Annotated in this window: 23 protein-coding genes; 13 read left to right on the top strand and 10 right to left on the bottom strand. The window is 72.7% G+C overall.

Annotated features, from left to right (window positions below; translation table 11 throughout):
* Positions 1-47: 47 nt before the first annotated feature.
* The 4 genes from ABKW28_RS01130 to ABKW28_RS01115 all read left to right on the top strand — a co-directional run bounded on the left by ABKW28_RS01130 (position 48) and on the right by ABKW28_RS01115 (position 4,223).
* Positions 48-1,667 (top strand): acyl-CoA carboxylase subunit beta, encoded by a 1,620-nt coding sequence (locus tag ABKW28_RS01130; RefSeq protein WP_193667130.1) that lies wholly within the window; start codon positions 48-50, stop codon positions 1,665-1,667.
* Positions 1,667-1,894: an acyl-CoA carboxylase epsilon subunit gene (locus ABKW28_RS01125; RefSeq protein WP_348605763.1), complete on the top strand. Its 228-nt coding sequence runs from the start codon at positions 1,667-1,669 to the stop codon at positions 1,892-1,894. Before ABKW28_RS01130 ends, ABKW28_RS01125 begins: the two co-directional genes overlap by 1 nt.
* A 113-nt stretch (positions 1,895-2,007) precedes the next feature.
* Positions 2,008-3,492 carry a glycosyltransferase family 2 protein gene (locus tag ABKW28_RS01120; RefSeq protein ID WP_193667128.1) on the top strand — a complete coding sequence of 495 codons (1,485 nt, stop codon included), beginning with the start codon at positions 2,008-2,010 and terminating at the stop codon, positions 3,490-3,492.
* Positions 3,489-4,223 carry a hypothetical protein gene (locus tag ABKW28_RS01115; RefSeq protein WP_348605761.1) on the top strand — a complete coding sequence of 245 codons (735 nt, stop codon included), beginning with the start codon at positions 3,489-3,491 and terminating at the stop codon, positions 4,221-4,223. Before ABKW28_RS01120 ends, ABKW28_RS01115 begins: the two co-directional genes overlap by 4 nt.
* A gap of 253 nt (positions 4,224-4,476) precedes the next feature.
* Here the strand turns inward: ABKW28_RS01115 and ABKW28_RS01110 are convergent, their stop codons facing one another.
* Complete coding sequence (locus ABKW28_RS01110; protein ID WP_348605759.1) at positions 4,477-5,433, bottom strand: hypothetical protein; 957 nt, start codon at positions 5,431-5,433, stop codon at positions 4,477-4,479.
* A 200-nt stretch (positions 5,434-5,633) separates the two neighbouring features.
* Here ABKW28_RS01110 and ABKW28_RS01105 point away from each other — a divergent pair, with 200 nt between their 5' ends.
* Together ABKW28_RS01105 and ABKW28_RS01100 are read left to right on the top strand one after the other, a co-directional pair.
* Entirely contained in the window at positions 5,634-6,119 is a 486-nt protein-coding gene (locus ABKW28_RS01105) for a SigE family RNA polymerase sigma factor (RefSeq protein ID WP_348605757.1), read from the top strand.
* Positions 6,119-7,108: a hypothetical protein gene (locus tag ABKW28_RS01100; RefSeq protein ID WP_348605755.1), complete on the top strand. Its 990-nt coding sequence runs from the start codon at positions 6,119-6,121 to the stop codon at positions 7,106-7,108. Before ABKW28_RS01105 ends, ABKW28_RS01100 begins: the two co-directional genes overlap by 1 nt.
* A gap of 218 nt (positions 7,109-7,326) precedes the next feature.
* Here ABKW28_RS01100 and ABKW28_RS01095 read toward each other — a convergent pair whose 3' ends face one another.
* Positions 7,327-8,277 (bottom strand): response regulator transcription factor, encoded by a 951-nt coding sequence (locus ABKW28_RS01095; RefSeq protein ID WP_193667123.1) that lies wholly within the window; start codon positions 8,275-8,277, stop codon positions 7,327-7,329.
* A gap of 71 nt (positions 8,278-8,348) precedes the next feature.
* The gene (locus ABKW28_RS01090; protein WP_348605753.1) at positions 8,349-9,335 is read right to left on the bottom strand and encodes a glycoside hydrolase family 6 protein; all 987 of its coding nucleotides are present in this window, start codon (positions 9,333-9,335) and stop codon (positions 8,349-8,351) included.
* 53 nt (positions 9,336-9,388) lie between these two features.
* On the opposite strand from ABKW28_RS01090, the gene ABKW28_RS01085 reads away from it, so the two are divergent.
* The gene (locus ABKW28_RS01085) at positions 9,389-10,021 is read left to right on the top strand and encodes a nucleoside triphosphate pyrophosphatase (protein ID WP_348605752.1); all 633 of its coding nucleotides are present in this window, start codon (positions 9,389-9,391) and stop codon (positions 10,019-10,021) included.
* Here the strand turns inward: ABKW28_RS01085 and ABKW28_RS01080 are convergent.
* Genes ABKW28_RS01080 through ABKW28_RS01065 form a run of 4 tightly spaced genes read right to left on the bottom strand, consistent with a single transcriptional unit; the run spans position 9,942 to position 13,302 of the window.
* Complete coding sequence (locus ABKW28_RS01080; RefSeq protein WP_193667120.1) at positions 9,942-10,520, bottom strand: GtrA family protein; 579 nt, start codon at positions 10,518-10,520, stop codon at positions 9,942-9,944. The two genes, ABKW28_RS01085 and ABKW28_RS01080, sit on opposite strands and share 80 nt — an antisense overlap.
* A 21-nt stretch (positions 10,521-10,541) precedes the next feature.
* Positions 10,542-11,723 (bottom strand): acyl-CoA dehydrogenase family protein, encoded by a 1,182-nt coding sequence (locus tag ABKW28_RS01075; RefSeq protein WP_193667119.1) that lies wholly within the window; start codon positions 11,721-11,723, stop codon positions 10,542-10,544.
* A 32-nt stretch (positions 11,724-11,755) separates the two neighbouring features.
* Positions 11,756-11,914 (bottom strand): hypothetical protein, encoded by a 159-nt coding sequence (locus ABKW28_RS01070; RefSeq protein ID WP_193667118.1) that lies wholly within the window; start codon positions 11,912-11,914, stop codon positions 11,756-11,758.
* Positions 11,911-13,302: an OFA family MFS transporter gene (locus tag ABKW28_RS01065; RefSeq protein ID WP_307823052.1), complete on the bottom strand. Its 1,392-nt coding sequence runs from the start codon at positions 13,300-13,302 to the stop codon at positions 11,911-11,913. Before ABKW28_RS01065 ends, ABKW28_RS01070 begins: the two co-directional genes overlap by 4 nt.
* Positions 13,303-13,467: 165 nt before the next feature.
* Between ABKW28_RS01065 and ABKW28_RS01060 the strand changes: the two genes are divergently transcribed.
* From ABKW28_RS01060 to ABKW28_RS01045, 4 genes are read left to right on the top strand one after another with little or no spacing between them, the layout of a single operon-like run.
* Complete coding sequence (locus ABKW28_RS01060; RefSeq protein WP_193667116.1) at positions 13,468-15,258, top strand: biotin carboxylase N-terminal domain-containing protein; 1,791 nt, start codon at positions 13,468-13,470, stop codon at positions 15,256-15,258.
* Positions 15,259-15,314: 56 nt separating this feature from the next.
* Positions 15,315-15,746 carry a PH domain-containing protein gene (locus ABKW28_RS01055; RefSeq protein WP_348605750.1) on the top strand — a complete coding sequence of 144 codons (432 nt, stop codon included), beginning with the start codon at positions 15,315-15,317 and terminating at the stop codon, positions 15,744-15,746.
* Positions 15,747-15,759: 13 nt separating this feature from the next.
* On the top strand, positions 15,760-17,214 hold the full coding sequence (locus tag ABKW28_RS01050) for a PH domain-containing protein (protein WP_348605748.1): 1,455 nt from the start codon (positions 15,760-15,762) through the stop codon (positions 17,212-17,214).
* Between the two features lie 57 nt (positions 17,215-17,271).
* Positions 17,272-20,658, top strand: a complete 3,387-nt coding sequence (locus ABKW28_RS01045; protein WP_348605745.1) for a pyruvate carboxylase — start codon at positions 17,272-17,274, stop codon at positions 20,656-20,658.
* A 16-nt stretch (positions 20,659-20,674) separates the two neighbouring features.
* Here the strand turns inward: ABKW28_RS01045 and ABKW28_RS01040 are convergent, their stop codons facing one another.
* On the bottom strand, positions 20,675-21,202 hold the full coding sequence (locus ABKW28_RS01040; protein WP_348605743.1) for a helix-turn-helix domain-containing protein: 528 nt from the start codon (positions 21,200-21,202) through the stop codon (positions 20,675-20,677).
* A gap of 31 nt (positions 21,203-21,233) precedes the next feature.
* Here ABKW28_RS01040 and ABKW28_RS01035 point away from each other — a divergent pair, with 31 nt between their 5' ends.
* Positions 21,234-22,463: a benzoate/H(+) symporter BenE family transporter gene (locus tag ABKW28_RS01035; protein ID WP_348605742.1), complete on the top strand. Its 1,230-nt coding sequence runs from the start codon at positions 21,234-21,236 to the stop codon at positions 22,461-22,463.
* Here ABKW28_RS01035 and ABKW28_RS01030 read toward each other — a convergent pair.
* Complete coding sequence (locus ABKW28_RS01030; RefSeq protein ID WP_348605741.1) at positions 22,384-23,616, bottom strand: SpoIID/LytB domain-containing protein; 1,233 nt, start codon at positions 23,614-23,616, stop codon at positions 22,384-22,386. The two genes, ABKW28_RS01035 and ABKW28_RS01030, sit on opposite strands and share 80 nt — an antisense overlap.
* A 149-nt stretch (positions 23,617-23,765) precedes the next feature.
* Here ABKW28_RS01030 and ABKW28_RS01025 point away from each other — a divergent pair, with 149 nt between their 5' ends.
* Entirely contained in the window at positions 23,766-25,409 is a 1,644-nt protein-coding gene (locus tag ABKW28_RS01025) for an ABC-F family ATP-binding cassette domain-containing protein (protein ID WP_348605736.1), read from the top strand.
* Positions 25,410-25,419: 10 nt separating this feature from the next.
* On the opposite strand, the gene ABKW28_RS01020 is transcribed toward ABKW28_RS01025, so the two are convergent.
* On the bottom strand, positions 25,420-26,622 hold the full coding sequence (locus tag ABKW28_RS01020; protein ID WP_348605734.1) for a SpoIID/LytB domain-containing protein: 1,203 nt from the start codon (positions 26,620-26,622) through the stop codon (positions 25,420-25,422).
* Between the last annotated feature and the right edge of the window lie 63 nt (positions 26,623-26,685).

The following is a 26,685-nucleotide window of genomic DNA, read 5'->3' as shown; positions in this document are numbered from 1 at the left end:
CAGACGCGAGGGCCAGACGGACGGGCCCAGTCAGGAGGCCGGAACACGTGAGCGCACAGCCAGGCGAGGGCACCGACGTCCCGCAGGACATCGACCTGCACACCACGGCGGGCAAGCTCGCCGACCTGGACCGGAGGCTGGACGAGGCTGTCCACGCCGGGTCCGCGAAGGCGGTCGAGAAGCAGCACGCCAAGGGACGCAAGACGGCCCGCGAGCGCATCGAGATGCTCTTCGACGAGGGCAGCTTCGTCGAGCTCGACGAGCTGGCGCGGCACCGTTCCACGGCGTTCGGGCTGGAGAAGAACCGCCCCTACGGCGACGGCGTGGTGACCGGCTACGGCACCATCGACGGGCGCCAGGTGTGCGTGTTCAGCCAGGACTTCACGGTCTTCGGCGGCTCGCTCGGCGAGGTCTACGGCGAGAAGATCACCAAGGTGATGGACCTGGCCATCCGGACCGGCTGCCCGATCATCGGCATCAACGAGGGTGCCGGCGCGCGCATCCAGGAGGGTGTCGTCTCGCTCGGGCTCTACGGCGAGATCTTCCGCCGCAACGTGCACGCCTCCGGGGTCATCCCGCAGATCTCGATGATCATGGGCAACTGCGCCGGCGGGCACGTCTACTCCCCCGCCGTCACCGACTTCACCGTCATGGTCGACCAGACCTCGGCGATGTTCATCACCGGTCCCGACGTCATCAAGACCGTCACCGGCGAGGACGTCTCGATGGAGGACCTCGGCGGCGCGCGCACGCACAACACCAAGTCGGGCAACGCCCACTACATGGGCACCGACGAGGAGGACGCGATCGAGTACGTCAAGGCGCTGCTCTCCTACCTGCCCCAGAACAACCTCGACGAGCCGGTCGTCTACGACGAGCCCGCCGCGCTGGAGATCAGCGACGAGGACCGCGCCCTCGACACGATCATCCCCGACGGGGCGAACCAGCCCTACGACATGCACGACGTGATCGGCTCGGTCGTCGACGACGGCGAGTTCCTGGAGGTCCAGGAGCTCTTCGCGCCCAACATCATCATCGGCTACGGCCGCGTCGAGGGCCGTCCGGTCGGCGTGGTGGCCAACCAGCCGATGCAGTTCGCCGGCACGCTCGACATCGACGCCAGCGAGAAGGCGGCGCGCTTCGTGCGCTTCTGCGACGCCTTCAACATCCCGGTGCTCACCTTCGTCGACGTGCCCGGCTTCCTGCCCGGCACCGACCAGGAGTGGAACGGCATCATCCGGCGCGGCGCGAAGCTCATCTACGCCTACTCCGAGGCCACCGTCCCGCTGGTCACCATCATCACCCGCAAGGCCTACGGCGGCGCCTACGACGTGATGGGCTCCAAGCACCTCGGTGCCGACATCAACGTCGCCTGGCCCACCGCCCAGATCGCGGTGATGGGCGCGCAGGGTGCGGCCAACATCGTGCACCGCAAGACGCTGGCGCAGGTCGAGGCCGAGGGCGGCGACGTCGAGGCGCGTCGCGCCGAGCTCATCGACGAGTACGAGACCACCCTGGCCAACCCCTACATCGCGGCCGAGCGGGGCTACATCGACGCGGTCATCCAGCCCCACGAGACCCGCACCGAGGTGGTCCGCGCGCTGCGGCTGCTGCGCTCCAAGCGCGCCAGCCTGCCGCCGAAGAAGCACGGGAACATCCCGCTCTGATGGCCGCCCCGACCCCCGACGAGCAGCCGGCCCGTCCGGCGCTGCGCATCCTCGACGCCTCCGCCACGCCGGAGGAGGTGGCGGCCGTGGTCGCCGTCCTCTCCGCGCTGGGCGGGGGCGACGCGGCGCCGCGCCCGCGCCGGCCCGAGTGGTCGTCGCCGGCGCGCGGCGTACGCCGCCCGCTGTCGCACGGCCCGGGCGCCTGGCGCGCCAGCGCGCTGCCTTGAGGAACTGACAAGCCAATCTTTCGTCAAACCCGGGGATGCCTTGAGGTCGGCACGCGAGACTTCAAGCCACGACGCCGGCCCAGCCAGGGCCACGGACGACGGAAGATGAGCAGATGAGCGACGACCTCCGAGCCGACCAGCGGCTCGCGAACGACCTCAGCGCCCCCAGCGGCTTCGTCCAGCGCCCCGATCCTGCGCTGGAGGCCTACGCCGAGGACTTCCTCGACGGCCTCGACGCCATCCCCACGGTGCAGGCCACCGTGGGCTGCATCATCCCCGCCTACAACGAGGCCGAGACGATCGCGGGCGTCCTGGACTCCCTGCTGCAGCAGACCCGCCTGCCCGACGTCGTGCACCTGATCGTCAACAACACCAGCGACGAGTCGGTCGAGATCGCCAGCCACTACGCCGGCCCGCACACCCGGATGACGCCCACCGGTGAGCAGAGCACCGTCATCTACGTGCACGACATCGGCAAGAACCCCGACAAGAAGGTCGGCGCCCTCAACTACGGCTACTCGCTCGTCGAGCACATGGACTACCTGCTGGGCGTCGACGGTGACACCACGCCCGAGCCCGACGCCATCCAGCACCTGGTCGACGAGATCTCCAGCGACGACCGCATCGGCGGCATCTCGGCCATCTACTCCATCGACGACTCGGCCCTCGAGGGCGTGATGTCGAAGTTCCTCATCGCCGGCCAGCGCGCGCAGTTCTCGGCCTTCAACATGCAGAACCTGCTCAAGGGTCGCAACATGGCGGTGCTGGGCGGGCAGTTCTCCATCTTCTCCACCCAGGCGCTGCGCGACGTGATGCGCGACAGCCACCAGCGCACGCCGTGGGTCAGCGACTCCGAGGTCGAGGACTCGCTGCTCTCGCTGCAGATCAAGTCCGCCGGCTACCTGACCAAGATCTCGGCGCGCGCTCGCGCCCACGTCGGCGGGATGACCACGCTGCGCTCGCTCGACGCCCAGCAGGTGAAGTGGAACTTCGGCGCCATCGACCTGATGTGGCCCGGCCAGCGCGGCGACACGAAGGGCCAACCCTTCCACCCCAACCTGCGGCTGCGCTGGTTCGAGCACATGTCGATGGTCATCAACATGACCACTCGCTTCCTGTTCATCGTGCTGCTGATGTGGTCGTTGCAGCTCGACGCCTTCGTGTTCAGCCCCCTGTGGCTGATCCCGCCGGTGGCCGCGGTGTGGCTGAACTTCCGGGTCGCGCACTCGATGCAGTTCCGCAACCGTCGCGACTACCTGTTCGTGCTGCTGGTCTTCCCGGCCGAGCTCTACATGATGACCCGGATGGGCCACTTCGTGCGGGCCTGGCTGAAGTTCTTCTCCAAGCAGCAGACCGACAACTGGGCGGCCCAGGCCAAGGCCGAGCGCGGCAAGGGCGTGGCCTGGACCTACCCCTTCCTCGTCGTGGGGGTGCTCCTGGTCGGCCTGTTCGTCGGCTGGGTCTACGGCCCGCTCGACATCGACCAGAAGTCCGACGTGCTGGCCATCGGCTGGCCCGTCCTGGGCATCATCACCGTCCTGCAGACCGCGTGGATGATCATCAAGGCCAGCAGGCGCTACCGGGGGTTCAAGGCATGAGCAGGCACCACGTCGGCAGGACCCGTCACCGCCTGGGCCTGCTCGGGGCGGCTCTCGCGCTCAGCCTGGGGCTGAGCGCGTGCTCGCTGCTCGACCGCGGCTCCGAGCCGGTGGAGGCCGAGACGCCCAGCGCCAGCGCGACCGCCGACCTCTACGACTCGCAGTTCACCCGCGACGGCACCTTCCAGAGCCACATCTCCGTCGACGGCGTCAAGGGGGTCGACTTCGTCTACACCCTCTACCCCACCAAGTCGACGCCGCGCACCAACGAGTGGTACCCGCGCGGCGCGAAGTTCTTCTCCTTCACCTTCCAGGCCTACGACCTCACCAAGAAGCTGCGCGACCCGTTCGCCACCAAGCGGAAGGTCTACCTCGACCGCATCAAGGTCACCTCGCGCACCATCACCAGCGACGGCGGCAAGACCCAGCGGCCCTACGAGCTCGACGCCTCGGCACGCACCATCACCCTCGACCCGCAGCCCGTGAGCACCAAGTACGGCATGCTCATCACCTCGCCCAAGGGCGCCTTCGAGCTGCGCAACCAGAAGATCAAGGGCACCTCGCTCGACACCCGCGGCATCGAGCTCACCTTCACCGCCAAGGTCTCGATCCAGGAGCGGCCGGGCAGCAGCAGCTTCGTGCAGCGCACGGTCAAGCAGACCGTGCCGATCGCGATCTTCGAGTCCGAGAAGAAGACCGAGAAGGCCAAGATCCCCGTCAACGCCAACTAGGCGTCCCTCCCGCTGGGTACGTCTCGACGAGACCCGGCCGACCCTGGTCCTCGCCCGGCGTCCGTGGGAAGTGGACGCGATGCCCGCTGGGGCGGCCGCCAGACCGCCGGCGCCCTTCGGCCCGTTCGCCTTCCCGGAGGACACGGAGCGGGTCATCGCCGAGAGGGAACAGATCACCTCGTTCCCCCTGACGCACCGCGCCCCGCGTCGGCTCGGTCGCGCTGCCTGTGGCAGCTGAGCGCGCGTCGTGTGGTCAGGACGTGCCGTCCGCCCTGCTACCGATCGGGTGATTCACCGCGCCCGGAGACAGCTCGCTGGTGCTGGCTTCGCCTTCACGCCGCACGGGGACGACCTGGAGCAACGTGGTGGCTAGCAGAACCACGTCCTCCGCCACATCCAGAAGTGTCGTCTCGGTACGAACGCCAGTCACGAAGAGCAGCCCGCCGAGCCAGACGACGGCTACTTGAATGATGGCGATGATCGTGCGGTGTCTGTACTCCGACATTGCCCACATGCCAGCGAAGAGGGCTGTCATGACCCCGGCGATGCCCACGAAGCCCGCGACCGGCATGTCCGCCGCACTCGACCTCTCGCCAAGGCGGCCAGGATCGTTCAGCAACGCGACAGCCATCAAAGCGACTACCGGTGCGGCCAACACGTAGCGCCCGAGCCGAGTCCAGGTGCGCCGCGACTTCGTGCTCGGCGCCGGCGCCCTGGCCGATGGGCTGGCACCTGGGCTCTCCTGCGGCGCAGCAGACCTCTTGTCGTCGGGACTGTCCCCGTCCTCGGGAAGTGGGTCTGGTCTCCGAAAGAGGTGCAGACGCGGGTCCTGACGCTTCGCGGCGTAGAAGACGACCAGAGCGCCGACGAGGAAGACAAGCCCCGCGGCCAGCCAGGCCAGCCAACTTGGACCTCCCACAAGCCTGCGCACGAGGTCGCCTGCGATGAACACGCCCAGGTTACCGAGCAGGAGGATGCGAGAGGCAGCCCGGTTCGGCTCACGGCGACGCACGTCCGGATCAGCTCGCCAGCGACGAACTCCCCACCACGTCACGGCGCCGAACACGGCAGGGAGCCCGAGACCGATGGCCATGATCCCGGCGGTCCTTGCGTGGTCGTCACCGCGCGCGATCGACAAGACCGCCAGCGGAAGCATGAGCAGCACCAGCAGTGCCGAGCACACGATCACGACGATGACGCGTGCGCGCATCTGCTTGGACAGTGGTGGGTGTCCCACGGCTCTCCTCCAGGGTCGGCATCGCGAACCCCTTACCCTGCGCAAGCGAACCTAACCCACCCGCGAGCGCCAGTCCCGCCGCCCTCAACAACTGATCCCCGAACATCTCAACGTTGTAGGTCTCGCCGGCGTTGACTATGGGAGGGGACTGTGGACGCAGCAGGAAGGTTGACGTGAGCAGGGACTTCGAGGCATTCGTGGAGGCGGAGACGCCCCGGTTGCTCGGGCTCGCTCATGCACTTGCTGGCAACCCGCACGACGCCTGGGATCTGGTTCAGGAGTCGCTGACACGGGTCGGTGTGCGGTGGAGGCGACTGGCGTCGGACAACCCCGGCGGCTATGCGCGGACCACGCTGGTGCGGCTCAACATCGACAGGGCTCGTCGCTCGCGGCGCGAGGTGCTGCCTGGTGTGGTTCCCGACTGCCAGGCCCCCGTGGAGATCGTCGACCCGGTCGACCCGTGGCTCATCGACGCGCTCAACACGCTGACTCCTCAGCAGCGGACAGCGGTGGTGCTGCGGGTGCTGGGGGACCTCGACTACGACGGGCTCGCTGAGCAGCTCGGTTGCTCCATCGGCACTGCACGTAGTCATCTTTCGCGCGGGCTGTCCCGGATGCGAGCACGCGCCGAAGCGCGCGAGGAAGTGGGAGGGACTTGATGAACCAGACACCGGAGGACGACCTGCACGACGCCCTGCGTCGGATGTCGGGGTCCCTACGACCGACGGTTCACGCTCCACGCGCCATCCATGCCCGCGTACGGCGGGCCCGCCGACGACGCGCGTTCGGCACCGCCTTCGGCGTGGCAGGTCTCGTGGTGGCGATCGCGGTGGGGAGCCAGTCGTTGGCAGGCTCCGGCCCCACACCACGTCCGGTGCAGCCGCGGCCGGCGACCGCCGCACCGTCACCGCAGGACCAGCTGTTCGAGTGCCCCACCGAGAACCGGGTCTTCACCGAGACCACCACGATCGCCGACCTCGAGACTCAACAGCAGGTCCTACGTCGACTCACCACGCTCAGCTCGGTGCAGGTGCGCCACGCCGCGCCCAGTCCCCTCGGGGTGGTGGCCCTCGTCGTAGATGACAGCGGGGACCCGGATTCTTACGCCGACCCCGCCGTGGTGGCGCAGCTGCGGGAAGTCGGCGTGGCCCACGTCTTCGAATGGGACCCCACGGCGGCGACAGCGGGGGTGGACGCCGACGGACAGGTCCGCCAGGTCCTGCAATGGCTGCTTCAGCCAGCGCTCAACGACGTCCGGAGCGCAACCCGAGACCTGTCAGGCGCCGCCGGGATCGCCCTCTGGCAGGACGCAGGCGCTGTTCTGCTTCAGTGGAAGGCCCCGGCACCCCAAGAAGTGCTCGCGCTCAACGGAACACGGCCCGACGGAGTCACAGTCATCGTCGAGTCAGTCGACTACTCGCGGCTGGACATCCAACGTGCGCAGCGGCAGCTGCAGGGTGTGCTGCGCGAGTACGGGCATCGCGATCGCTGGTCCTCGAGCTACGGCTGCGGCGACGGCTCAGGTCTGATCGTAGGAATGGCGCCGCCGCTGCCGGACCGGGGCGACCTCCAGACGATCCTCAGCGACGCGCTCGACCTTCCGGTCATGGTCGTCCCGGAAGATCGAACGCGCCTGACGGACTCATGACTCGCTAGCCGCCCCGTGCGAGGCATGAGCGGATGGCGGTTGGGCCGGTGGGCATCTGTGCCAGATTTCAGGCATGCGCAGCCAGTAGCGGTGCTCACGTTCGTCCTCATCGCGTGGGGATGGAACTACCTTCGAGCCCGCCAGCACCAGCCAGATCGCCTAGCGAATCGCGGACCGAGCCCGCGCCTCTCGCACTGGCGACCAGTCCCGCGGGACCCTCAGGTCGCCTCGGCCAGCCGGTAGCCGACGCCGCGCACGGTCTCGACGAAGCGCGGGTTGGTGCTGTCGTCACCGATCTTGCGGCGCAGGTTGGCGATGTGCACCTCGACGGAGCGCTTGTCGGCCTCGTTGACGAAGTAGGACGTCACGTACTGCTGCCCGCGCATCGTCAGCACCAGGTCGGCCTTGGAGCGCACCCGTCGCCCGGTGCTGAGCAGCGAGGCGAGCAGGTCGAACTCGGTGCGGGTCAGCTCGACGCCGGTCCCGCCCACGGTGACGCTGCGGGTCTCGTTGTTGAGCGCGAGGCCGTTGAAGCGCACCCACGAGCCGTCGGCTGCCGGACCGGCCTGCTCCGGCGGGTGCGGCTGGGCGACGGCGTGCAGGTGGCTGACGGGCTCAGGGGGCTCGACCGGGGGCGGCGGCGCCGCGTGGCGGGGCGCCGGCGGGGTCGCCTGCCGCGGGGGCAGGGACTGCTCCTGCAGGTCACGGGCCGCCTGGGCGGCCCACGACTCCGGCTCGCGCGCCGGCGCCGGGGTCTCGGGCGCAGCGGCGGGCGGCACCGGCTGCTCGACGCGCTCGCGCGGGCGGCGCAGCATCGAGTCGGCGCGCGCCCGCAGCTCGCGGGGCCGGAACGGCTTGACCAGGTAGTCGTCGGCGCCGGCCTCGAAGCCCTGCACCACGTCGATCTCGTCGGCCAGCGCCGTGATCATGATCAGGTAGGTGTTGCTGAACTCTCGCAGGCGCTTCGCGACCGCGAAGCCGTCCATCCCCGGCATGTTGACGTCGAGGGTGGTGATGAGCGGATCGTGGCGGCGCACCGCCTCCACCCCGGAGGGTCCGTCCTCGGCCAGGACGGTCTGGAAGCCGGACTGGGTGAGCACGATGTCGATGAGGTCGCGGACGTCCGGGTCGTCCTCGACGATCACCGCGGTCCACGCGTCCGCTGTCATGGCCGAAGACTAACAACGGGCCCCCTCACCCTCCACGGAGTCCCTCCCAGTCCCACCTGGGGGCCGCCCACCTAGGTCCCCTGGTCCCCCGCCAGGCGCCAGGCGCCCTCCGGCCAGAACTCGCCCGCCGGCGGGCCGCCGGCGCAGGTCCCGTCGGACTCCCCCGGTGGCTTGACCCACACGAAGGCGTCGAGGCCGGTGCCGTCGTCGACGAAGCCGGGACGCTGCCCGAGCGTGGCCCCCGCCGGGTTGCACCAGTCCTCGCTGGCCCCGCTGCCGTTGCGGCCGCGGTCGATCAGCCAGTGCTGCTCGCCGGGCACGAGCTCGTCGAGCGTCTCGGCGTAGGCGCGCTCGTCGTCGTCGCGCTGGAAGTTCGACACGTTCGTCGCGAAGCCGCGGACCCGCTCGACCCCGACCTCCTCGAGCAGCCGCGCCATCGACCGCGCGCCCACCCAGTCGGAGTGGCCCGCGTCGACGTACGTCGTCACCCCGGACCGGGCGAGCAGCCCGACCGCCGTCGCGATCTGCTCGACCCGGTCGGCGCGGCGTCCGCACTCCTGGGCGGTGGCCAGGGCGTCGGGCTCGAGCACGACGACCGCCGGCCCGGGGGCCAGCTCGAGCGCGGTGGCGATCTCGCCGACCCAGGTCGGGTAGTCCTCCGGCGAGAGGCCACCGGCGGAGAGCAGGCCGGCACAGTCGCGCTCGGGCACGCCGTAGACGACCAGGAGCGGGACCTCGTCGAGCTCGTCGGCGCCGGTCACCAGGGCGGTGACGTAGTCACCGACCACGCCGACCGGGTGCTGCTCGGGGGTCAACCAGATGCCCGACGGCACCGAGGCCAGCTCCTCGAAGAGCTCGGCGCGCGCGACGTCGCCGTCGGCGCGCGCCTGGGCCGCGGCCGCGACCGCCTTGGCCCCGGGGTCGACGTACTGCCCCCGCTCGGCCAGCAGGTTGCTCTCCTGCGGTCCGGGGCCGCCGAGCCTGCTCAGCACCAGCGCCGCGGCCGCCATGACCGCGACCAGGGCGACGACCAGCAGCAGGGGACGGGGCGCGCGCACGGTGCCAGTGTGCCAAGGCACCCTCGCGGACCCGCGCCGTAGGGTGGCGCACCGTGACCGCGCCCACCCCCCGCCCCGCCCCCGTGCTCGTCCTCGGTTCCGCCTCTCCAGCCCGCCTGGCCACCCTGCGCAGCGCCGGCCTGGAGCCGGTGGTCGTCGTCTCGGGCGTCGACGAGTCGCAGGTCGGCGACCTCGCCCCGGTCGACGTCGCCGGCGCGCTGGCCGGGCTCAAGGCCGCGGCCGTGGTGGGCCGCCCGGAGGTGCCGGCCGCGGCCCTGGTGCTGGGCTGCGACTCGGTCCTCGAGCTCGACGGCCGGGCGCTGGGCAAGCCCAGCGGCGCCCCGGAGGCGGTCGAGCGCTGGCGGGCGATGCGCGGACGCACGGGCGTGCTGCACAGCGGCCACAGCCTGCACGACACCGCCACCGGCCGGGTCGCGGCGGCGACGGTCTCGACGACCGTGCACTTCGCCGACGTCTCCGACGCCGAGATCGAGGCCTACGTCGCCACCGGCGAGCCGCTGCACGTCGCGGGGGCGTTCACCATCGACGGCCTCGGCGGGGCGTTCGTGAGCGGGATCGAGGGTGACCACCACAACGTGGTGGGCCTCAGCCTGCCCCGCCTCCGACTGCTGGTGGCGGAGCTGGGCCACTCGTGGACGGGTCTCTGGGGACCCGCGCCTGGCTGACCGGCGCCCCGGGGTCGACCGCCCTGGCCCGCTCGGCCGGGTAGATGTCGCCGAGGTTGATCGGTCGGCGGAAGACCAGGCTGCGGAAGAGCCAGAAGCGCGCGGCGACGCCGAGGGCCAGCCCGATCACGTTGGCGGAGATGTTGTCGCTGATCGGGTCGTCGAGCCCGAGCAGGTCACGGCTGACGTAGAGGCAGAGCACGGGGAGGGTCATGGTCGCGACGTTGATGGCCACGAACGCCGAGCGGCCGCCGTCGGCGTGCCGCGTCGGCCGGTCGCGGAAGGCCCACATCCGGGTGCCGCGGTAGCTGATCACCATGCCCACGGTGTTGGCCAGCACGTAGGCCAGGATCGGCCGGTCGTCGAGGAGCGCGTGGTCGCCGGTGTTGAAGCCGTGCACCAGCAGGTTGAAGAGCACCAGCGCCACGATCGTGGCCAGGCCGCCGACGGCCAGGAAGCGTCCGGCCTCGCCGATGAGACGCTGTCGGCGGGCACCCATGCGGCCCAGGCTATCGGCCCCTCACTCGACGGGCAGGCCCAGACCCCGTGCGATGAGCATCCGCTGCACCTCCGAGGTGCCCTCCCCGATCTCGAGCACCTTGGCGTCGCGGTAGAAGCGGGCCACCGGGTACTCCTCCATGAAGCCGTACCCGCCGAAGACCTGGGTGGCGATGCGGGTGGCGGTGACCGCCGACTCGGTGGAGTAGAGCTTGGCGACCGCGGCGGCCTGCTTGAACTCCCGGTAGGGCGCTCCCGCGTCCTTGAGCGCCGCCGCGCGGTAGGTGAGCATCCGGCTGGCGTGCAGCATCACCTCGAGGTCGGCGATCTGGAAGGCCACGCCCTGCTTGCGCCCGATCGGGCCGCCGAAGGTCTGGCGCTCGCCGGCGTAGGCCAGGCTCATGTCGAGGCAGGCCTGGATGCAGCCCACCGAGAGCGCCGAGATGGCCACCCGGCCGTCGTCGAGCGTGGCCAGGAACTGCGCGTAGCCGCGGCCCTGCTGGCCCAGCAGGTTCTCTGCCGGCACCCGGCAGGACTCGAAGCTGAGCGGATGCGTGTCGGAGGCGTGCCAGCCGAGCTTGTCGTAGGCCTTCTCGGCGGTGAAGCCGGGCGTGCCGGCCGGCACCATGATCGTGGAGATCTCGGGCCGCCCGTCCTCGCGGGTGCCGGTGCGGGCGGTGACGGTGACCAGGGAGGTGATCTCGGAGCCCGAGTTGGTGATGAACTGCTTGGACCCGTCGAGGACCCACTCCCCACCGTCGAGCACCGCCTTGGTGCGGGTGGCCCCGGCGTCGGAGCCGGCCCCGGGCTCGGTGAGCCCGAAGCCCGCGAGCCGCTCGCCGGCGACCAGGTCGGGCAGCCACTGCTTCTTCTGCTCCTCGGTGCCGTAGGTGAGCAGCGGGTTGATGCCCAGGCCCACGCCGGCCTGCAGGGTGATGCCCATCGACTGGTCGACGCGACCGATCTCCTCGATCGCCACGCACAGGCTCGTGAAGTCGCCGTCCTCACCGGCGCCCCCGAACTCCTCGGGAGCGGTGAGGCCGAAGAGGCCCATCGCGCCCATCTTGCGCACCACGTCGACCGGGAAGTGGTGGTCACGGTCCCACTGCGCGGCGTGTGGCGCGATCTCGGCGGCGGCGAACTCGCGCACGCTGGCGCGGAACTCCTCGTGCTCGCGGGACAGCTCGAAACCGGTGCTCGTCATGAGCGCCATGCTACCCACGTGGTTAACGATTGTTAACCCGAGAAGAGGTTGGCCGCCCGGCGCAGCGTCTCCACCAGGCCGTAGGCCAGCGGGATGCCCACCAGGCCCCACGACACCGCGATGCTCACGGTGTGGTTCTCGGAGTGGCCCTGTGCCTGGTTCTGGGCGTGGTCCTGCTTCTGCTCGCTCATGCGTCGCTCGTCTCCTTGTCGGTGCGGGTCTCGGGCTCGTGGTACTTCTCGGCCACCGGGCGGATCGCCAGGTTGGCCAGGAAGCCGACCACGAGCACGCCGACCATGGTCAGCAGCGCCGGGCGGTAGTCGCCGGACACCAGCTTGCCCGGCTCGCCCTGGGCGTCGAGGAAGGCGTTGATGATCAGCGGGCCCGCCACGCCCGCCGCCGACCAGGCGGTCAGCAGGCGGCCGTGGATGGCGCCGACCTGGAAGGTGCCGAACAGGTCGCGCAGGTAGGCCGGGACCGTCGCGAAGCCGCCTCCGTAGAAGCTGATGATGACGCCGGCCAGGGCCACGAACAGCACGATGGAGCCCGAGCCGCCCAGCGCCAGCGCGAGGTAGAGGGCCACGCCGACCCCGAGGTAGACCATGTAGATCGGCTTGCGGCCGACCTTGTCGGAGGTCGAGGACCACACGAAGCGCCCGGCCATGTTGCAGATCGAGAGCACGCCCACGAAGCCGCCGGCCGCAGCGGCGCTCACCGTGGAGGAGCCGCCCTCGCGGAAGAAGTCCTGGATCATCGGCGAGGCCTGCTCGAGGATGCCGATGCCGGCGGTGACGTTGCAGAAGAGCACCGTCCACAGCAGCCAGAACTGCGGGGTGCGGATCGCGGTGTTCGCCGAGACCGAGGCGTCGGTGACCATCTTCTGCTGCTTCTTCTCCGAGGGGTCGTAGCCCTCGGGCGCCCAGTCGTCGGCCGGCACCCGCACGATCAGGGCACCGAACAGCATGAAGGCCAGGTAGACCAGCCCCAGGGTCACGAACAGCGCGGCGACGGCGCCGCCGCTGGCCACCGAGCCCGGGTCGGAGGAGTCGTAGCCGGAGTCGTAGAGCGCCATCAGCCGCCCGCTCGCCGGGCTCGCCACCATCGCGCCGCCACCGAAGCCCATGATCGCCATGCCGGTGGCCAGGCCCGGGCGGTCGGGGAACCACTTGATCAGCGTCGAGACCGGCGAGATGTAGCCGATGCCCAGGCCGATGCCGCCGAGCACGCCGTAGCCCAGGTAGACCAGCCACAGCTGGCCGGCACTGATGCCCAGCGCCGCCACCAGGAAGCCCGAGGACCAGAAGAGCGCGGCGACGACCATGGCGGCCCGCGGACCGTTGCGGTCGACCCAGGTGCCGAAGAGCGCGGCCGAGAGGCCGAGCATCACGATCGCCAGCGAGAACACGAAGCCGACCTGGGTCAGGGTCGTGTCGAAGTGCTGGACCAGCGCGCTCTTGTAGACGCTGGTGGCGTAGACCTGACCGATGGACAGGTGCACGGCCAGTGCCGCCGGCGGGATCAGCCAGCGGGAGTAGCCGGGGCGGGCGACGATGCGCTCGCGGGAGAGGACGTCCAGCACGTGGGCCTCCGAGTTCGTGGGTGGACGGACCCCGCATGACTATCGTCCGCACGGTGCCCCGCATCACACCCCTGTGGCTGAGTCCACGTCGCGAGGCACCGGTCACGCCGGTCCCGGCTACCCCTAGACTCCGGGACACCGTGCCGTCGTGAGTCAGGAGCCAGGGTGTCGCAAGTCAAGCCGTTGCAGAAGGTCCTCATCGCCAACCGTGGCGAGATCGCGGTCCGGGTCATCCGGGCCTGCAAGGACGCCGGCATCGGCAGCGTCGCCGTGTACGCCGAGCCCGACCGCGACGCCATCTTCGTGCGGATGGCCGACGAGGCGCACTCCCTGGGCGGCGCGACGCCGGCCGACTCCTACCTCGACATCGCCAAGATCATCGCCGTGGCCCAGAAGGCGGGCGCCGACTCGGTGCACCCCGGCTACGGCTTCCTGGCCGAGAACGCCGACTTCGCCCAGGCCGTCATGGACGCCGGGCTGACCTGGATCGGCCCGCCCCCCGCGGCCATCGAGGCGCTGGGCGACAAGGCCAAGGCCAAGCACATCGCCGACAAGGCCCAGGCGCCGCTCGCGCCGGGCACCAAGGACCCCGTCGCCGACGCCGACGAGGTCGTGGCCTTCGCCAAGGAGGCCGGCCTGCCGGTGGCCATCAAGGCCGTCTTCGGCGGTGGCGGTCGTGGCCTCAAGGTGGCCCGCACCCTCGAGGAGATCCCCGACGCCTTCGAGTCGGCGGTCCGCGAGGCGGTCAGCGCGTTCGGCCGCGGCGAGTGCCTGGTCGAGAAGTTCCTCGACAAGCCGCGCCACGTCGAGACCCAGTGCCTGGCCGACCAGCACGGCAACGTCGTGGTGGTCTCCACCCGCGACTGCTCCCTGCAGCGCCGCAACCAGAAGCTGGTCGAGGAGGCCCCCGCGCCGTTCCTCAGCGACGAGCAACTCGACGAGCTCTACGAGTCCTCCAAGCGCATCCTGCGCGAGGCCGGCTACTACGGCGCCGGCACCTGCGAGTTCCTGGTCGCCCAGGACGGCACCATCTCCTTCCTCGAGGTCAACACCCGTCTCCAGGTCGAGCACTGCGTCTCCGAGGAGGTCACCGGCATCGACCTGGTGCGCGAGATGTTCCGCATCGCCGCGGGCGAGGAGCTCGGCTACGACGACCCCGAGATCCGCGGGCACTCCATCGAGTTCCGCATCAACGCCGAGGACGGCGGGCGCAACTTCATGCCCGCGCCCGGCACCCTGTCGGCGTGGTCCCCGCCGCAGGGCCCCGGCGTCCGCGTCGACGGCGGCTACGAGAACGGCCAGACCGTCCCGGGGTCCTTCGACTCCCTCATCGCCAAGCTGATCGTCACCGGCCGCGACCGCACCCAGGCCATCGAGCGCTCGCGCCGGGCCCTGGAGGAGTTCGTGGTCGACGGCATGCCGACCGTCATCCCCTTCCACCGCGCGGTGCTCACCGACCCGGCGTACGTCGGCGCCTCGAACCCGAGCGGCGAGGGATCCTTCGACGTCTACACGCAGTGGATCGAGACCGAGTTCGACAACCAGATCGAGCCCTACTCGGGCGACTCGGCCGAGGCCGAGGAGCCCGAGGAGCGCCAGACCGTGGTCGTCGAGGTCGGCGGCAAGCGCCTCGAGGTCGTCGTGCCCGCGGGCATCGGCGGTCTCGGCGGCGGTGCGTCCGCCGGCGCGGCCAAGAAGCCCAAGCGGGCCAAGGGCAAGAAGTCGGGTGCGGCCGCCAGCGGCGACGCCGTGACCAGCCCGATGCAGGGCACCGTGGTCAAGGTCGTCGTCGAGGAGGGCCAGGAGGTCGCCGAGGGCGAGACCGTCGTGGTCATCGAGGCGATGAAGATGGAGCAGCCCCTCAAGGCGCACAAGGCGGGCACGGTGACCGGGCTGAAGGCCGAGGTGGGCGTGACCGTCACCAACGGCGAGGTCATCTGCGAGCTGAAGGGCTGATCGCCACGACCGGCCTGCGCCCGCCGCTGCACCGGCTCCACCCGCGGGCCCGCACGATGTGGGTCACCACCGCGACGATCGAGGCCGTCGCCCTGGTGGCCCTCGTCGTCGTGCTCGGTCCGGTCCTGGGCCTCTTCGACCTGCGCTGGTGGATGATCACGCCGCTGGTGCTGCTCGACGCGGCGTACATCGCCGTGGTGCCCGCGTGGCGCTACCGGGTGCACCGCTGGGAGGTCACCGAGACGGCCGTCTACACCCAGACCGGCTGGTGGTCGCGCGAGCGCCGGGTGGCCCCGATGTCTCGGATCCAGACGGTCGACTGGAACCAGGGCCCGGTGGAACGGCTCTTCGGGCTGGCCAACGTCACCGTCACGACCGCCTCGGCCGCCGGGGCGCTCTCGGTGGCGGGCCTCGACCGGCGCACCGCCGAGCAGCTGGTCGCCGAGCTGACCGAGAAGGCCGACGCGGTCGCCGGGGACGCGACGTGAGCGAGGGCCGGCGGTGAGCGCGGACTGGCAGCGCCTGGACCGGCGGATGCTGCTGGTCCACCCGGTGCGCGAGGTGCTGCGCTTCATGCCGGTCCTCATCGGCGTGGTGGTCTTCGGCTCCACCTCCGGCGGCGGCTTCGGCCTGCGCTGGGAGCTGCTGGGCGTCCTGGTCCCGGTCGCGCTGGGCGTGCTGCGCTACCTGACGACCGCCTACCGGATCCACGACGGACGCGTCGAGCTGCGTCGCGGGCTGCTGCAGCGCCACCTGCTGGCCGCCCGGCTCGACCGGGTACGCACCGTCGACACCTCGGCCTCGTTGATCCAGCGGGTCCTCGACCTGGCCACCGTGCGCATCGGCACCGGCGCCAGCGAGCAGGACCTCGACCTCGACGGGCTGCGCGCCGGCCCGGCCCGCGAGCTGCGCGCCCAGCTGCTGCGCGAGAGCGCGGCCGCGCCCACCGACGAGCCAGCCGAGCCCGCGGCCGAGGCCGAGGCCGGCTTCGAGGCAGAGGCCACGCCGGCACGCCCGGTGCTGCGCCTGGACCCGACCTGGAGCCGCTACGCACCCCTGACGAGCGCCGGGCTGGCGATCGCCGGTGCGCTGCTGACGGCGCTGACCCAGCTCCCCCTGCCCCTCGACGCGGGCGACCTCGCGGTGGCCGGCGTCGCCATGGTGGTCGCGGCGCTGCTGGCGCTGGCAGTCGCGGTCTCGGTGCTGGCCGTCGGCGGCTACCTGGTCGCCAACTGGGGCCTGACGCTGACCCACGAGCACGGCAGCTGGCACCTGCGCCGCGGCCTGACCACCACCCGCGAGACCAGCGTCGACGACGCCCGCCTGGCCGGGGTCTCCATCGCCCAGCCGGTCAACCTGCGCCTGGCCGGCGCCGCCCGGCTCTCCAGCATCGTCACCGGCCTGCAGGGCGAGGGCCAGTCGCAGATGGAGCTGGTGCCGCCGGCCCCGCGCGCCGTCGTCGTCGGGGTGGCCGGCGAGGTGCTGGGCGACCACGCCCCGGCCGCCGCGCCGCTGCGGCCCCACGGCCCCGCCGCCGTACGACGCCGCTGGGTGCGGGCGCTGGTGCCCGCGCTGGCCGTCGCCGTGGCGGCGGTGGTGGTCGTCGCGCAGACCGGGATCGGGGCGTGGCTGCTGGGGGTCGCGGTGCTGGCGCCCGTCGCCGGCGCGCTGCTGGCGCTGGACCGCTCCCGCACCCTGGGCCACGCCCTGCTCGGCGGGCGCCTGGTCGCGCAGAGCGGCAGCCTGACCTGCCGGCGCGACGTGCTGGGCGTCGAGCACGTCATCGGCTGGAACCTGCAGGACTCGTGGTTCCAGCGCCGGGCGGGGCTGACCACGCTGGTGGCCACCACGGCCGGTGGACGGCAGCGGGTCGTGGTGCCCGACGTGCCCGAGGGTGTGGCGGTCGAGCTCGCCGCTGCGGCCACGCCCGACCTGCTGGCCCAGTTCCGTGGCTGAGCTCCGCGCCTGAGACACCCCCGACGCCCGGGCCCGGGTCTCGGTAGGTTGCGGGGCATGTTCTCCAAGGTGCTGGTGGCCAACCGGGGCGAGATCGCGGTGCGCGCGTTCCGCGCCGCCTACGAGCTCGGGGCGCGCACCGTCGCGGTCTTCCCCCACGAGGACCGCTGGTCGGAGCACCGGCTGAAGGCCGACGAGGCCTACGAGATCGGCGAGCGCGGCCACCCGGTGCGTGCCTACCTCGACCCGCAGGCGATCGTCGACGTCGCGGTGCGCGCGGGCGCCGACGCGGTCTACCCCGGCTACGGCTTCCTCTCCGAGAACCCCGGCCTGGCCGAGGCGTGCGCCGCGGCCGGCATCACCTTCGTCGGGCCCACCAGCGAGGTCCTCGAGCTGACCGGCAACAAGGCCCGCGCGATCGCCGCGGCCAAGGCGGCCGGCGTGCCGACGCTGGCCTCCGTCGAGCCGTCCACCGACGTCGACTCCCTGGTGGCCGCCGCCGAGGAGCTGCCCTACCCGCTCTTCGTCAAGGCCGTGGCCGGTGGCGGCGGGCGCGGCATGCGCCGCGTCGACGACCCCGACAAGCTGCGCGAGGCCGTCGAGACCTGCATGCGCGAGGGCGAGGCCGCCTTCGGCGACCCGACCGTCTTCATCGAGCAGGCCGTGGTCGAGCCCCGCCACATCGAGGTGCAGGTGCTGGCCGACGGCGCCGGCGACGTGGTGCACCTCTTCGAGCGTGACTGCTCGGTGCAGCGGCGCCACCAGAAAGTCATCGAGATCGCCCCGGCGCCCAACCTCGACCCCGAGCTGCGCGAGCGGATGTGCGCCGACGCGGTGCGCTTCGCCCGCGAGATCGGCTACCGCAACGCGGGCACCGTGGAGTTCCTGCTCGACCCGGCGGGCAACTATGTCTTCATCGAGATGAACCCGCGCATCCAGGTCGAGCACACGGTCACCGAGGAGGTCACCGACGTCGACCTGGTGCAGGCCCAGCTGCGCATCGCCTCGGGCGAGACCCTGGCCGACCTGGGGCTCTCGCAGGACACGCTGGTGCTGCGCGGGGCCGCTCTGCAGTGCCGGATCACCACCGAGGACCCCTCCAACGGCTTCCGCCCCGACACCGGCCAGATCACCACCTACCGCTCCCCCGGCGGCGGGGGCGTGCGCCTCGACGGCGGCACCGTCTACACCGGCGCCGAGGTCTCGGCCCACTTCGACTCGATGCTGGCCAAGCTCACCTGCCGGGGCCGGACCTTCGACAAGGCCGTCGAGAAGGCGCGGCGGGCCGTGGCGGAGTTCCGCATCCGCGGCGTGGCCACCAACATCCCCTTCCTCCAGGCCGTGCTCGACGACCCCGACTTCGCGGCCGGACGGGTCACCACCTCCTTCATCGAGACCCACCCCGAGCTGCTCTCGGCTCGCGGCTCGGGCGACCGCGGCACCAAGCTGCTGACCTACCTCGCCGAGGTGACCGTCAACCAGCCGCACGGCCCGGCCCCGGTCAGCCTCGACCCGGCCGTCAAGCTGCCGCCGACCGACCTCGCGGTGCCGGCGCCCGACGGCAGCCGCCAGGCGCTGCTGCGCCTGGGCCCCGAGGGCTTCGCGAAGGCGCTGCGCGAGCAGCGCGAGGTGGCCGTCACCGACACCACCTTCCGCGACGCCCACCAGTCGCTGCTGGCCACCCGGGTGCGCACCCGCGACCTGCTCACCGTGGCGCCCCACGTCGCCCGCACCACCCCCGAGCTGTGGTCGCTGGAGTGCTGGGGCGGGGCGACGTACGACGTCGCGCTGCGCTTCCTCTCCGAGGACCCCTGGGAGCGGCTGGCCCAGCTGCGCCAGGCGGTGCCCAACGTGTGCCTGCAGATGCTGCTGCGCGGGCGCAACACCGTGGGCTACACGCCCTACCCCACCTCGGTGACCGACGCGTTCGTCGCGGAGGCGGCGGCGACCGGGCTCGACGTCTTCCGCATCTTCGACGCCCTCAACGACGTCGAGCAGATGCGCCCGGCCATCGACGCGGTGCGCGCCACCGGCACGGCCGTCGCCGAGGTGGCGCTGTGCTACACCGGCGACCTCTCCGACCCCGGCGAGCACCTCTACACCCTCGACTACTACCTGCGCCTGGCCGAGCGGATCGTCGACGCCGGCGCGCACGTGCTGGCGATCAAGGACATGGCCGGCCTGCTGCGGGCCCCGGCGGCACGCACCCTGGTCACCGCCCTGCGCGAGCGCTTCGACCTGCCGGTGCACCTGCACACCCACGACACCACCGGTGGTCAGCTGGCCACCCTGACCGCCGCGATCGACGCGGGGGTCGACGCCGTCGACGCGGCCACCGCGTCGATGGCCGGCACCACCTCGCAGCCCTCGCTGGCCGCGCTGGTCGCGGCCACCGACCACTCCGAGCGCCCCACCGGCCTGTCCCTGGCCGCGGTCAACGCCCTGGAGCCCTACTGGGAGGCGACCCGCCGCGTCTACGCGCCCTTCGAGTCGGGGCTCAGCGCCCCGACCGGCCGGGTCTACCGCCACGAGATCCCCGGCGGCCAGCTCTCCAACCTGCGCCAGCAGGCGATCGCGCTCGGCCTGGGCGAGAAGTTCGAGCAGGTCGAGGACATGTACGCCGCCGCCAACGACATCCTCGGCAACGTGCCCAAGGTGACCCCGTCGTCGAAGGTGATCGGCGACCTGGCGCTGTCCCTGGTCGGCCTGGGCGCCGACCCCGCGGAGTTCGCGGCCGACCCCGGCTCCTACGACATCCCCGACTCGGTCATCGGCTTCCTCAACGGCGAGCTCGGCGACCCGCCGGGCGGCTGGCCCGAGCCGTTCCGCACCCGGGCGCTCGAGGGCCGGTCGTGGACGCCGCCGGCCGAGGAGCTCTCGCCCGAGGACGCCGAGCGGCTGGCGGGCTCCTCCGCGCAGCGCCGCCGCGCGCTCAACGAGCTGCTCTTCCCCGGCCCGACGACGAGCTACCTGGAGTCGTGCGAGACCTACGGCGACGTGTCGGTGCTCTCGACCATGGACTACCTCTACGGCCTGCGCCAGGGCGAGGAGCACGAGGTCGAGCTCGACGAGGGCAAGACCCTGCTGCTGGGCGTGCAGTCGATCAGCGAGCCCGACGAGCGCGGCTACCGCACCGTGATGGCGCTGCTCAACGGCCAGATGCGGCCCGTGAGCGTGCGCGACACCTCGGTGGCCTCCGAGGTCGCGGCCGCCGAGAAGGCCGACCCGGGCGTGCCCGGCCAGGTCGCCGCCCCGTTCCAGGGGGTCGTCACGGTGGTGGTCGAGCAGGGCCAGCAGGTGGCTGCTGGCGAGACGCTGGCCACGATCGAGGCGATGAAGATGGAGGCCGCGATCACCGCGCCGGTCGCCGGCACCGTCGAGCGGGTGGCGCTGGGTGGCACCCAGGCCGTCGAGGGCGGCGACCTGGTGGTCGTGCTGGCCTGAGCCTCGCAGCCGGCCCTCAGTCCGGCGTGCGGATCACGTCGACGCCGCTGAACCCCGCGGGGCCAGCGGTGTAGGAGTGCGGCACGTCGGCGGCCCAGGCGTGGTGCTCGCCCGGCCCCAGCTCGACGACGGCCCCGTCGACGTCGAGGCGGCAGCGCCCGGTGAGCACCACGAGCTGCTCGTGGGCGCCGTGCGCGTGCGCCGGGGAGCGCCGGGTGCGCCCGGGCGCGACCTGCACCAGGTAGACCTCGGTGGTGGTGCCGTCCTCGGTCGCCACGTGCAGCCGGCGGGCGGTGAGCGCCTCGTCGCTGGCGGTCGCGCCGTCGTGGTCCTCGAGCAGGGCCGCGAGGGGTACGCCGAGCGGGCCGGCGACGGCGTACAGCGTCTCGAGCGTGGGGTTGCGCCGGCCGCCCTCGAGCTCGGAGAGGGTGCCCTTGCCGATGCCGGCCGCGGCGGCCAGGGCGCTCAGCGAGAGCCCGCGCTCGCTGCGCAGCTGGCGGATGCGGGCCCCGGCCGAGGCGCCGGCGTCGTAGGATCGTTCCACAAACAGAACGGTACTCCCCGGGAGGCACGGCATGTCCCAGGACCACTCCCCCGTCGTGGCCGGCGTGGTCGCGGCCGTCGTCGGCTTCAGCAGCTCCTTCGTGGTCGTGCTGGCCGGCCTGGCCGCGGTGGGCGCGACCCCGGCCCAGGCGGCGTCGGGGCTGCTGGCGCTGTGCGTGGCCCAGGCGCTGGGCATGGCGTGGCTGGCGGTGCGCCACCGCACCCCGCTCTCGCTGGCCTGGTCGACGCCCGGGGCGGCGCTGCTGGTCTCGACCGGCGCCGTCGCCGGCGGCTGGTCGGCGGCGGTGGGGGCGTTCCTGGCCACCGCGGCGCTGATCGCGCTGACCGGGCTGGTGCCGGCCCTGGGCGACCTGGTGGCACGGATCCCGCCGAGCCTGGCCCGGGCGATGCTGGCCGGGGTGCTGCTGCCGATCTGCCTCGAGCCGGTGCTGGGCGTGGCCGCCGCGCCGCTGCTCGTCGGCCCGGTGGTGCTGGCCTGGCTGGTCGGGCAGCGGCTCTTCCCGCGGTGGGCGGTGCCGGCCTCGCTGGTGGTGGCGCTGGTCGTGGTGCTGGTCGAGACCGCGGGCGAGGTCGCCCTGGCCGACGCGACGCCCGCGCTGGCCTGGACCACCCCGACGTGGAGCGTGCCCGCGCTGGTCGGCATCGCGCTGCCGCTCTACGTGGTCACGATGGCCTCGCAGAACGTGCCGGGCGTCGCGGTGATGGCCGGCAACGGCTACCGCGTGCCGTGGCGCGAGACGATGGTGGTCACCGGCCTCGGCACCGCCCTGGCCGCGCCGCTGGGCGGGCACGCGGTCAACCTCGCCGCGATCACCGCGGCGATGGTGGCCGGGCCCGAGGGCGGCGCCGACCGGTCGCAGCGGTGGCGGGGCGCGGTCGGGGCCGCGGTGACCTACCTGGTGCTGGCCGTCGCCGCGGCCGGCCTGACCGCGCTGGTCACCGCCGCGCCCGACGGGGTGGTGCAGGCCGCCGCCGGGCTGGCCCTGCTGGGCACCCTGGCCGTGTCGCTGGCCGACGCCCTGGCCGACCCGGCCGAGCGGGTGGCGGCGGTGGCCTGCCTGGTGGTGGCCGCCAGCGGCGTCACGGTGCTGGGCGTGGGGGCGGCCTTCTGGGCGCTGCTGGTGGGCCTGGTCGTGCGGTCGGTCGTGCCGCGGGCCGCGCTCAGCGCGAGCGCACCCGGAACGTCACCCACGGCGACTTCAGCCCCAGCCCGAAGCGCAGGGCGTCACCGCTCACCGTGACCGTGCCGCGGGTGCCGGCCAGGCGCACCGAGCGCACCCGCCCGCCCCACTGGCCGTTGCCGTCGCGGTCGAGGACCTTGATCGAGCGCAGGTCGCCGACGGCGGGGAACGCGCTCTCGAGGCGCGCGTCGGTGAGGGTCACCGACCAGTCGTGGTGCGGGTTGCCGGCCCAGTCGTCGTACGGGTCGGGCTTGGCGCGCAGGTAGGACCGCGAGCCGGCGGCGGTCCAGCCGCCGCTGCTGGAGGAGAACTGGGTGAAGGCGGCCTGGCCGTCGGCGAGGCGCACCTGCTTGGCGGTGGCGCGCACGGCGGCGTCGGAGCCCGGCTGCTCGGCGCGCACCCCGCCGTAGACCTGGCAGGAGGAGGTGTCGCAGAGCTGGTAGTGCGCGGCGCGCGGGGTGCGCCGCTCGAAGACGGCGTAGCTGCGGGCGGCGACCGCCTGGGCGCGCACGGCGGCCGGGCTCCACGACGCGGGGATCTCGAGCGGCACGACGCCGCGCAGGTAGTCGTCGAGGCGCAGCTTGTTGACGGTGTCGCGGGCCTTCGAGCCGGCGCTGGGCGGCAGCGCGCGCAGCCGGCCGCGGTAGGCACGGTCGCCGGAGGGGGTGACCAGGGTGACCGGCGCGTTGCCGGCGCTGAGCTCGCCGGGGCCCTTGAGGTCGCGCCACTTGGTCCAGGAGCCCTTGCCGCCGGCGGAGGTGCGCCACGAGACGCGGGTGCGGTCGCGGTGGTTCTGCCGCACCCGCCACAGCGCCGGGGTCCGGCCGCCGATCTTCGTCGGCAGCCGGGTGGTGGCGCCGGAGCCGAGGTCGCGCACGCGCAGCCCGTCGCGGCTGCGGACCACGAGGTCGTCGGTGGTGTCGGCCGAGATCAGCACGCTGACCCGTCCGCCGCGCTTCCCTGCGGTGGTGCCCGGGTAGTAGAAGTCCAGGATCTTCGAGGCGCTCAGCCCGCGTCGTGCCGCGCCCTCGGCGCCGTGCTGCGACATGCCGTGCCCGTGCCCGAAGCCGTGGCCGCGCACGGTGATGCTCGCCTTCGCGGGCACCTTCCAGGAGTCCTTCGCGGCCACGGCCGGCGGCGCGCCGACCGACACCAGGGCGAGGGCGAGCGCGGGCAGCAGCGCTGCCCGCAGGCAGAGCGGCGCAGCGCGCATGAAGGGCTCCCGGAAGACACCGACGAGGGGGAAGGATGTGGCTGGAGTGACCACACCAGCCCCCATCGCACCACGGGCCACAGCGGTGTGCAATCGACGGCGCGGAACTACAGATCTGTAGTTCGACGGCGATGGCCTACGCTCGGCCCGTGAGCGCCACCCTCGTCGCCAAGGACCTGTCCGGCGGCCACGGCCACCGGGTGCTCTTCGAGGGGCTCGACCTGACCGTCGCCCCCGGCGACGTGGTCGGGGTGGTCGGCGCCAACGGTGCCGGCAAGTCCACGCTGCTGCGGCTGCTGGCCGGCGCCACGACGCCGCTCGCCGGCAGCGTCGCCTGCGCGCCGAGGGACGCCTTCGTGGGCTGGTTGCCGCAGGAGCACGAGCGGGTGCCGGGCGAGACGGTGGCGCAGTACGTCGCGCGGCGTACGGGCGCGGCCGAGGCCACCGCCGAGATGGAGGGCACCGCCGGCGCGCTCGGCTCGGGCGAGCCCGGCGCCGACGACGCGTACGGCGTGGCCTTCGACCGCTGGCTGGGCAGCGGCGCCCCCGACCTGGAGGACCGGCTCGGCCCGGTGCTGGCCGACCTCGGCCTCGACGTCGACACCGCCACGCCGATGACCGCGCTGTCGGGCGGGCAGGCGGCGCGCGCGGCGCTGGCGGCGCTGCTGCTGAGCCGCTTCGACGTGGTGCTGCTCGACGAGCCGACCAACGACCTCGACCTCGACGGGCTGGCCCGGCTCGAGGCCTTCGTGCAGGGGCTGCGGGGCGGGGTGGTGCTGGTCTCGCACGACCGCGAGTTCCTGGCCCGGTGCGTGACCCGGGTGGTCGAGCTCGACCTGGCCCAGGGCCAGGTCAGCGTCTACGACGGCGGCTACGAGGCGTTCCTCGAGGAGCGCGAGGTGGCCCGGCGCCACGCCCGCGAGGCCTACGAGCAGTACGCCGGCACCCGGGCCGACCTGGTGGCGCGGGCGCGCACCCAGCGCGAGTGGAGCTCGCAGGGGGTGCGCAACGCGATGAAGAAGAGCCCCGACAACGACAAGATCCGGCGCAAGGCGGCCACGGAGTCCTCGGAGAAGCAGGCGCAGAAGGTGCGGCAGATGGAGTCGCGCATCGCGCGGCTCGACGAGGTCGAGGAGCCGCGCAAGGAGTGGCGCCTGCAGTTCGACATCGCGGCGGCGCCGCGCTCGAGCGCGGTGGTGGCGACGCTCAACGAGGCGACGCGTCACCTGGGCGGCTTCACGCTCGGGCCGGTCTCGCTTCAGGTCGAGGCGGGCGACCGGATCGGCGTGACCGGGCCCAACGGCGCCGGCAAGACCACGCTGCTGGGGCTGCTGCTGGGCTGGGCCGAGCCCGACAGCGGGTCGGCGTCGCTGGGGGCGTCGGTGGCCGTGGGGGTCATCGACCAGGCCCGCACCGGGCTCGACCACGACCTGGCGCTCGGTGAGGCGTTCGAGCGGGCGGTGCCCGAGATGACCCAGGCCGAGGTGCGCACGCTGCTGGCGAAGTTCGGCCTCAAGGCCGACCAGGTGGGCGCCGTGGTCGGCCGCCTCTCCCCCGGCGAGCGCACCCGCGCGGCGATGGCGCTGCTGCAGGCGCGCGGGGTCAACCTGCTGGTGCTCGACGAGCCCACCAACCACCTCGACCTGCCGGCGATCGAGCAGCTCGAGCAGGCGCTGGCGTCGTACGACGGGGCGCTGCTGCTGGTCTCGCACGACCGGCGGCTGCTGGCCGGGGTGCGCCTCGACCAGCGCTGGCACGTCGAGGCCGGCCGGGTCACGGTCGGCGTCGTCTAGGAGCCCGCCCCTAGGGCTGCGGGCGGAACCAGTCGGAGCGCAGCCCCAGCCAGCTGCGGAACTGGTCGCCGGTCGCGGTCCGAATGGCGCCGGTGAAGGTCACCTCGACGCGCACCACGCGCCCGCCCCAGGCGCCGTTGCCGTCGCGGGCGACGACCTCGAGGGAGACGAAGCTGCCGGAGCCGGGCCAGACCTTCTCGAGGGCGGCTGGCGTGAGGGTCCTGCTCCACTGCGCGTACGGGTTCTGGGCCTCGGGGGCGGTGTCCCAGGGGTCCTCGACGGCCTGGAGGTAGGGGAAGGAGCCGGCCCGGGTCCAGCCGCCGTTGCTGGCGGAGAACTGGGTGAAGGCGGGGGCGCCGTCGGCGGTCACGACGACGCCGACGGTGGCGGCCACGGCGGCGTCGGAGCCGGGGTGCTCGGCGTCGACGCCGCGGTAGACCTGGCAGGCGGAGGTGTCGCAGAGCTCGTAGTGACGGGCGGCGGGCGCGTGGTCGCGCTCGTACGCCGCGTAGGTGCGGGCGGCGACGGCTTGGGCGCGCACGGCCTCGGTGGGCCAGAGGGCGGGGACCTCGCCGGGCACGACGCCGCGCAGGTAGTCCTCGAAGTCGACGACGTTGACGGTGTCGCGGTCGCGGCCGGCGCCGGTGGAGGCCGAGCGCAGCGCGCCGCGGTAGGTGGCCCGGGCGCCGCGGGGCAGGAGCAGGGCGAGCGGCTCCTTGGCGAGCAGCTCGGCGTCACCGGCGAGGGTGCGCACGCGGCTCCAGCCGCCCTTGACCTTGGCCTCGACGTTGCTGCGTCCTCGGGTGGCCGAGGTGATCCGCCAGGCGCGGGCGTCGGGGGCGAGACGGGCGAGCCAGCGGCTGCGGCCGGTGCCGACGCTGCGCACCCGCAGGCCGCGGGCGGGGCGGACCTTGACGTCGGTGGTGGTGTCGGCACTGATGAGCACCTCGACGTCGCCGTCGACGGCGCCGCGCTGGGTGCCCGGGTAGTAGAAGTCGAGGATCTCCTGGTGGGTGCGGCCCTGCGCGGCCGCGGCCCGGGCGCCGTACTGCGAGAGGCCCTTGCCGTGGCCGAACCCGCGGCCCTCGAGCACCACGTCGGCGGCTCGCTCGTCGCGCTCGGGGGCGGCGGAGGCGGTGCTGGTGAGGGTGGTGGGGGCGGTAGCCAGGAGCGCGGCCAGCGGGAGCGCGAGCAGCGCGGTGCGACGGGGCATGGGGGGGAGCCTTCTCGAGACGGGAGTGTGCAGCGTACGACGCGCGGTGGCGCCGGTTGGTTG

It is taken from the genome of Nocardioides sp. 31GB23 (genome assembly GCF_040012395.1).
Taxonomy (GTDB): Bacteria; Actinomycetota; Actinomycetes; order Propionibacteriales; family Nocardioidaceae; genus Nocardioides; species Nocardioides salarius.
This window is presented reverse-complemented; position numbering and strand designations above follow the sequence as displayed.

Coding starts and splice junctions, on each gene's coding strand:
- ABKW28_RS01125 (WP_348605763.1), top strand. CDS start 1,667: ATGGCCGCCCCGACCCCCGACGAGCAGCCGGCCCGTCCGGCGCTGCGC.
- ABKW28_RS01120 (WP_193667128.1), top strand. CDS start 2,008: ATGAGCGACGACCTCCGAGCCGACCAGCGGCTCGCGAACGACCTCAGC.
- ABKW28_RS01115 (WP_348605761.1), top strand. CDS start 3,489: ATGAGCAGGCACCACGTCGGCAGGACCCGTCACCGCCTGGGCCTGCTC.
- ABKW28_RS01110 (WP_348605759.1), bottom strand. CDS start 5,433: ATGCGCGCACGCGTCATCGTCGTGATCGTGTGCTCGGCACTGCTGGTG.
- ABKW28_RS01100 (WP_348605755.1), top strand. CDS start 6,119: ATGAACCAGACACCGGAGGACGACCTGCACGACGCCCTGCGTCGGATG.
- ABKW28_RS01095 (WP_193667123.1), bottom strand. CDS start 8,277: ATGACAGCGGACGCGTGGACCGCGGTGATCGTCGAGGACGACCCGGAC.
- ABKW28_RS01080 (WP_193667120.1), bottom strand. CDS start 10,520: ATGGGTGCCCGCCGACAGCGTCTCATCGGCGAGGCCGGACGCTTCCTG.
- ABKW28_RS01075 (WP_193667119.1), bottom strand. CDS start 11,723: ATGACGAGCACCGGTTTCGAGCTGTCCCGCGAGCACGAGGAGTTCCGC.
- ABKW28_RS01070 (WP_193667118.1), bottom strand. CDS start 11,914: ATGAGCGAGCAGAAGCAGGACCACGCCCAGAACCAGGCACAGGGCCAC.
- ABKW28_RS01055 (WP_348605750.1), top strand. CDS start 15,315: ATGTGGGTCACCACCGCGACGATCGAGGCCGTCGCCCTGGTGGCCCTC.
- ABKW28_RS01045 (WP_348605745.1), top strand. CDS start 17,272: ATGTTCTCCAAGGTGCTGGTGGCCAACCGGGGCGAGATCGCGGTGCGC.
- ABKW28_RS01035 (WP_348605742.1), top strand. CDS start 21,234: ATGTCCCAGGACCACTCCCCCGTCGTGGCCGGCGTGGTCGCGGCCGTC.
- ABKW28_RS01030 (WP_348605741.1), bottom strand. CDS start 23,616: ATGCGCGCTGCGCCGCTCTGCCTGCGGGCAGCGCTGCTGCCCGCGCTC.
- ABKW28_RS01020 (WP_348605734.1), bottom strand. CDS start 26,622: ATGCCCCGTCGCACCGCGCTGCTCGCGCTCCCGCTGGCCGCGCTCCTG.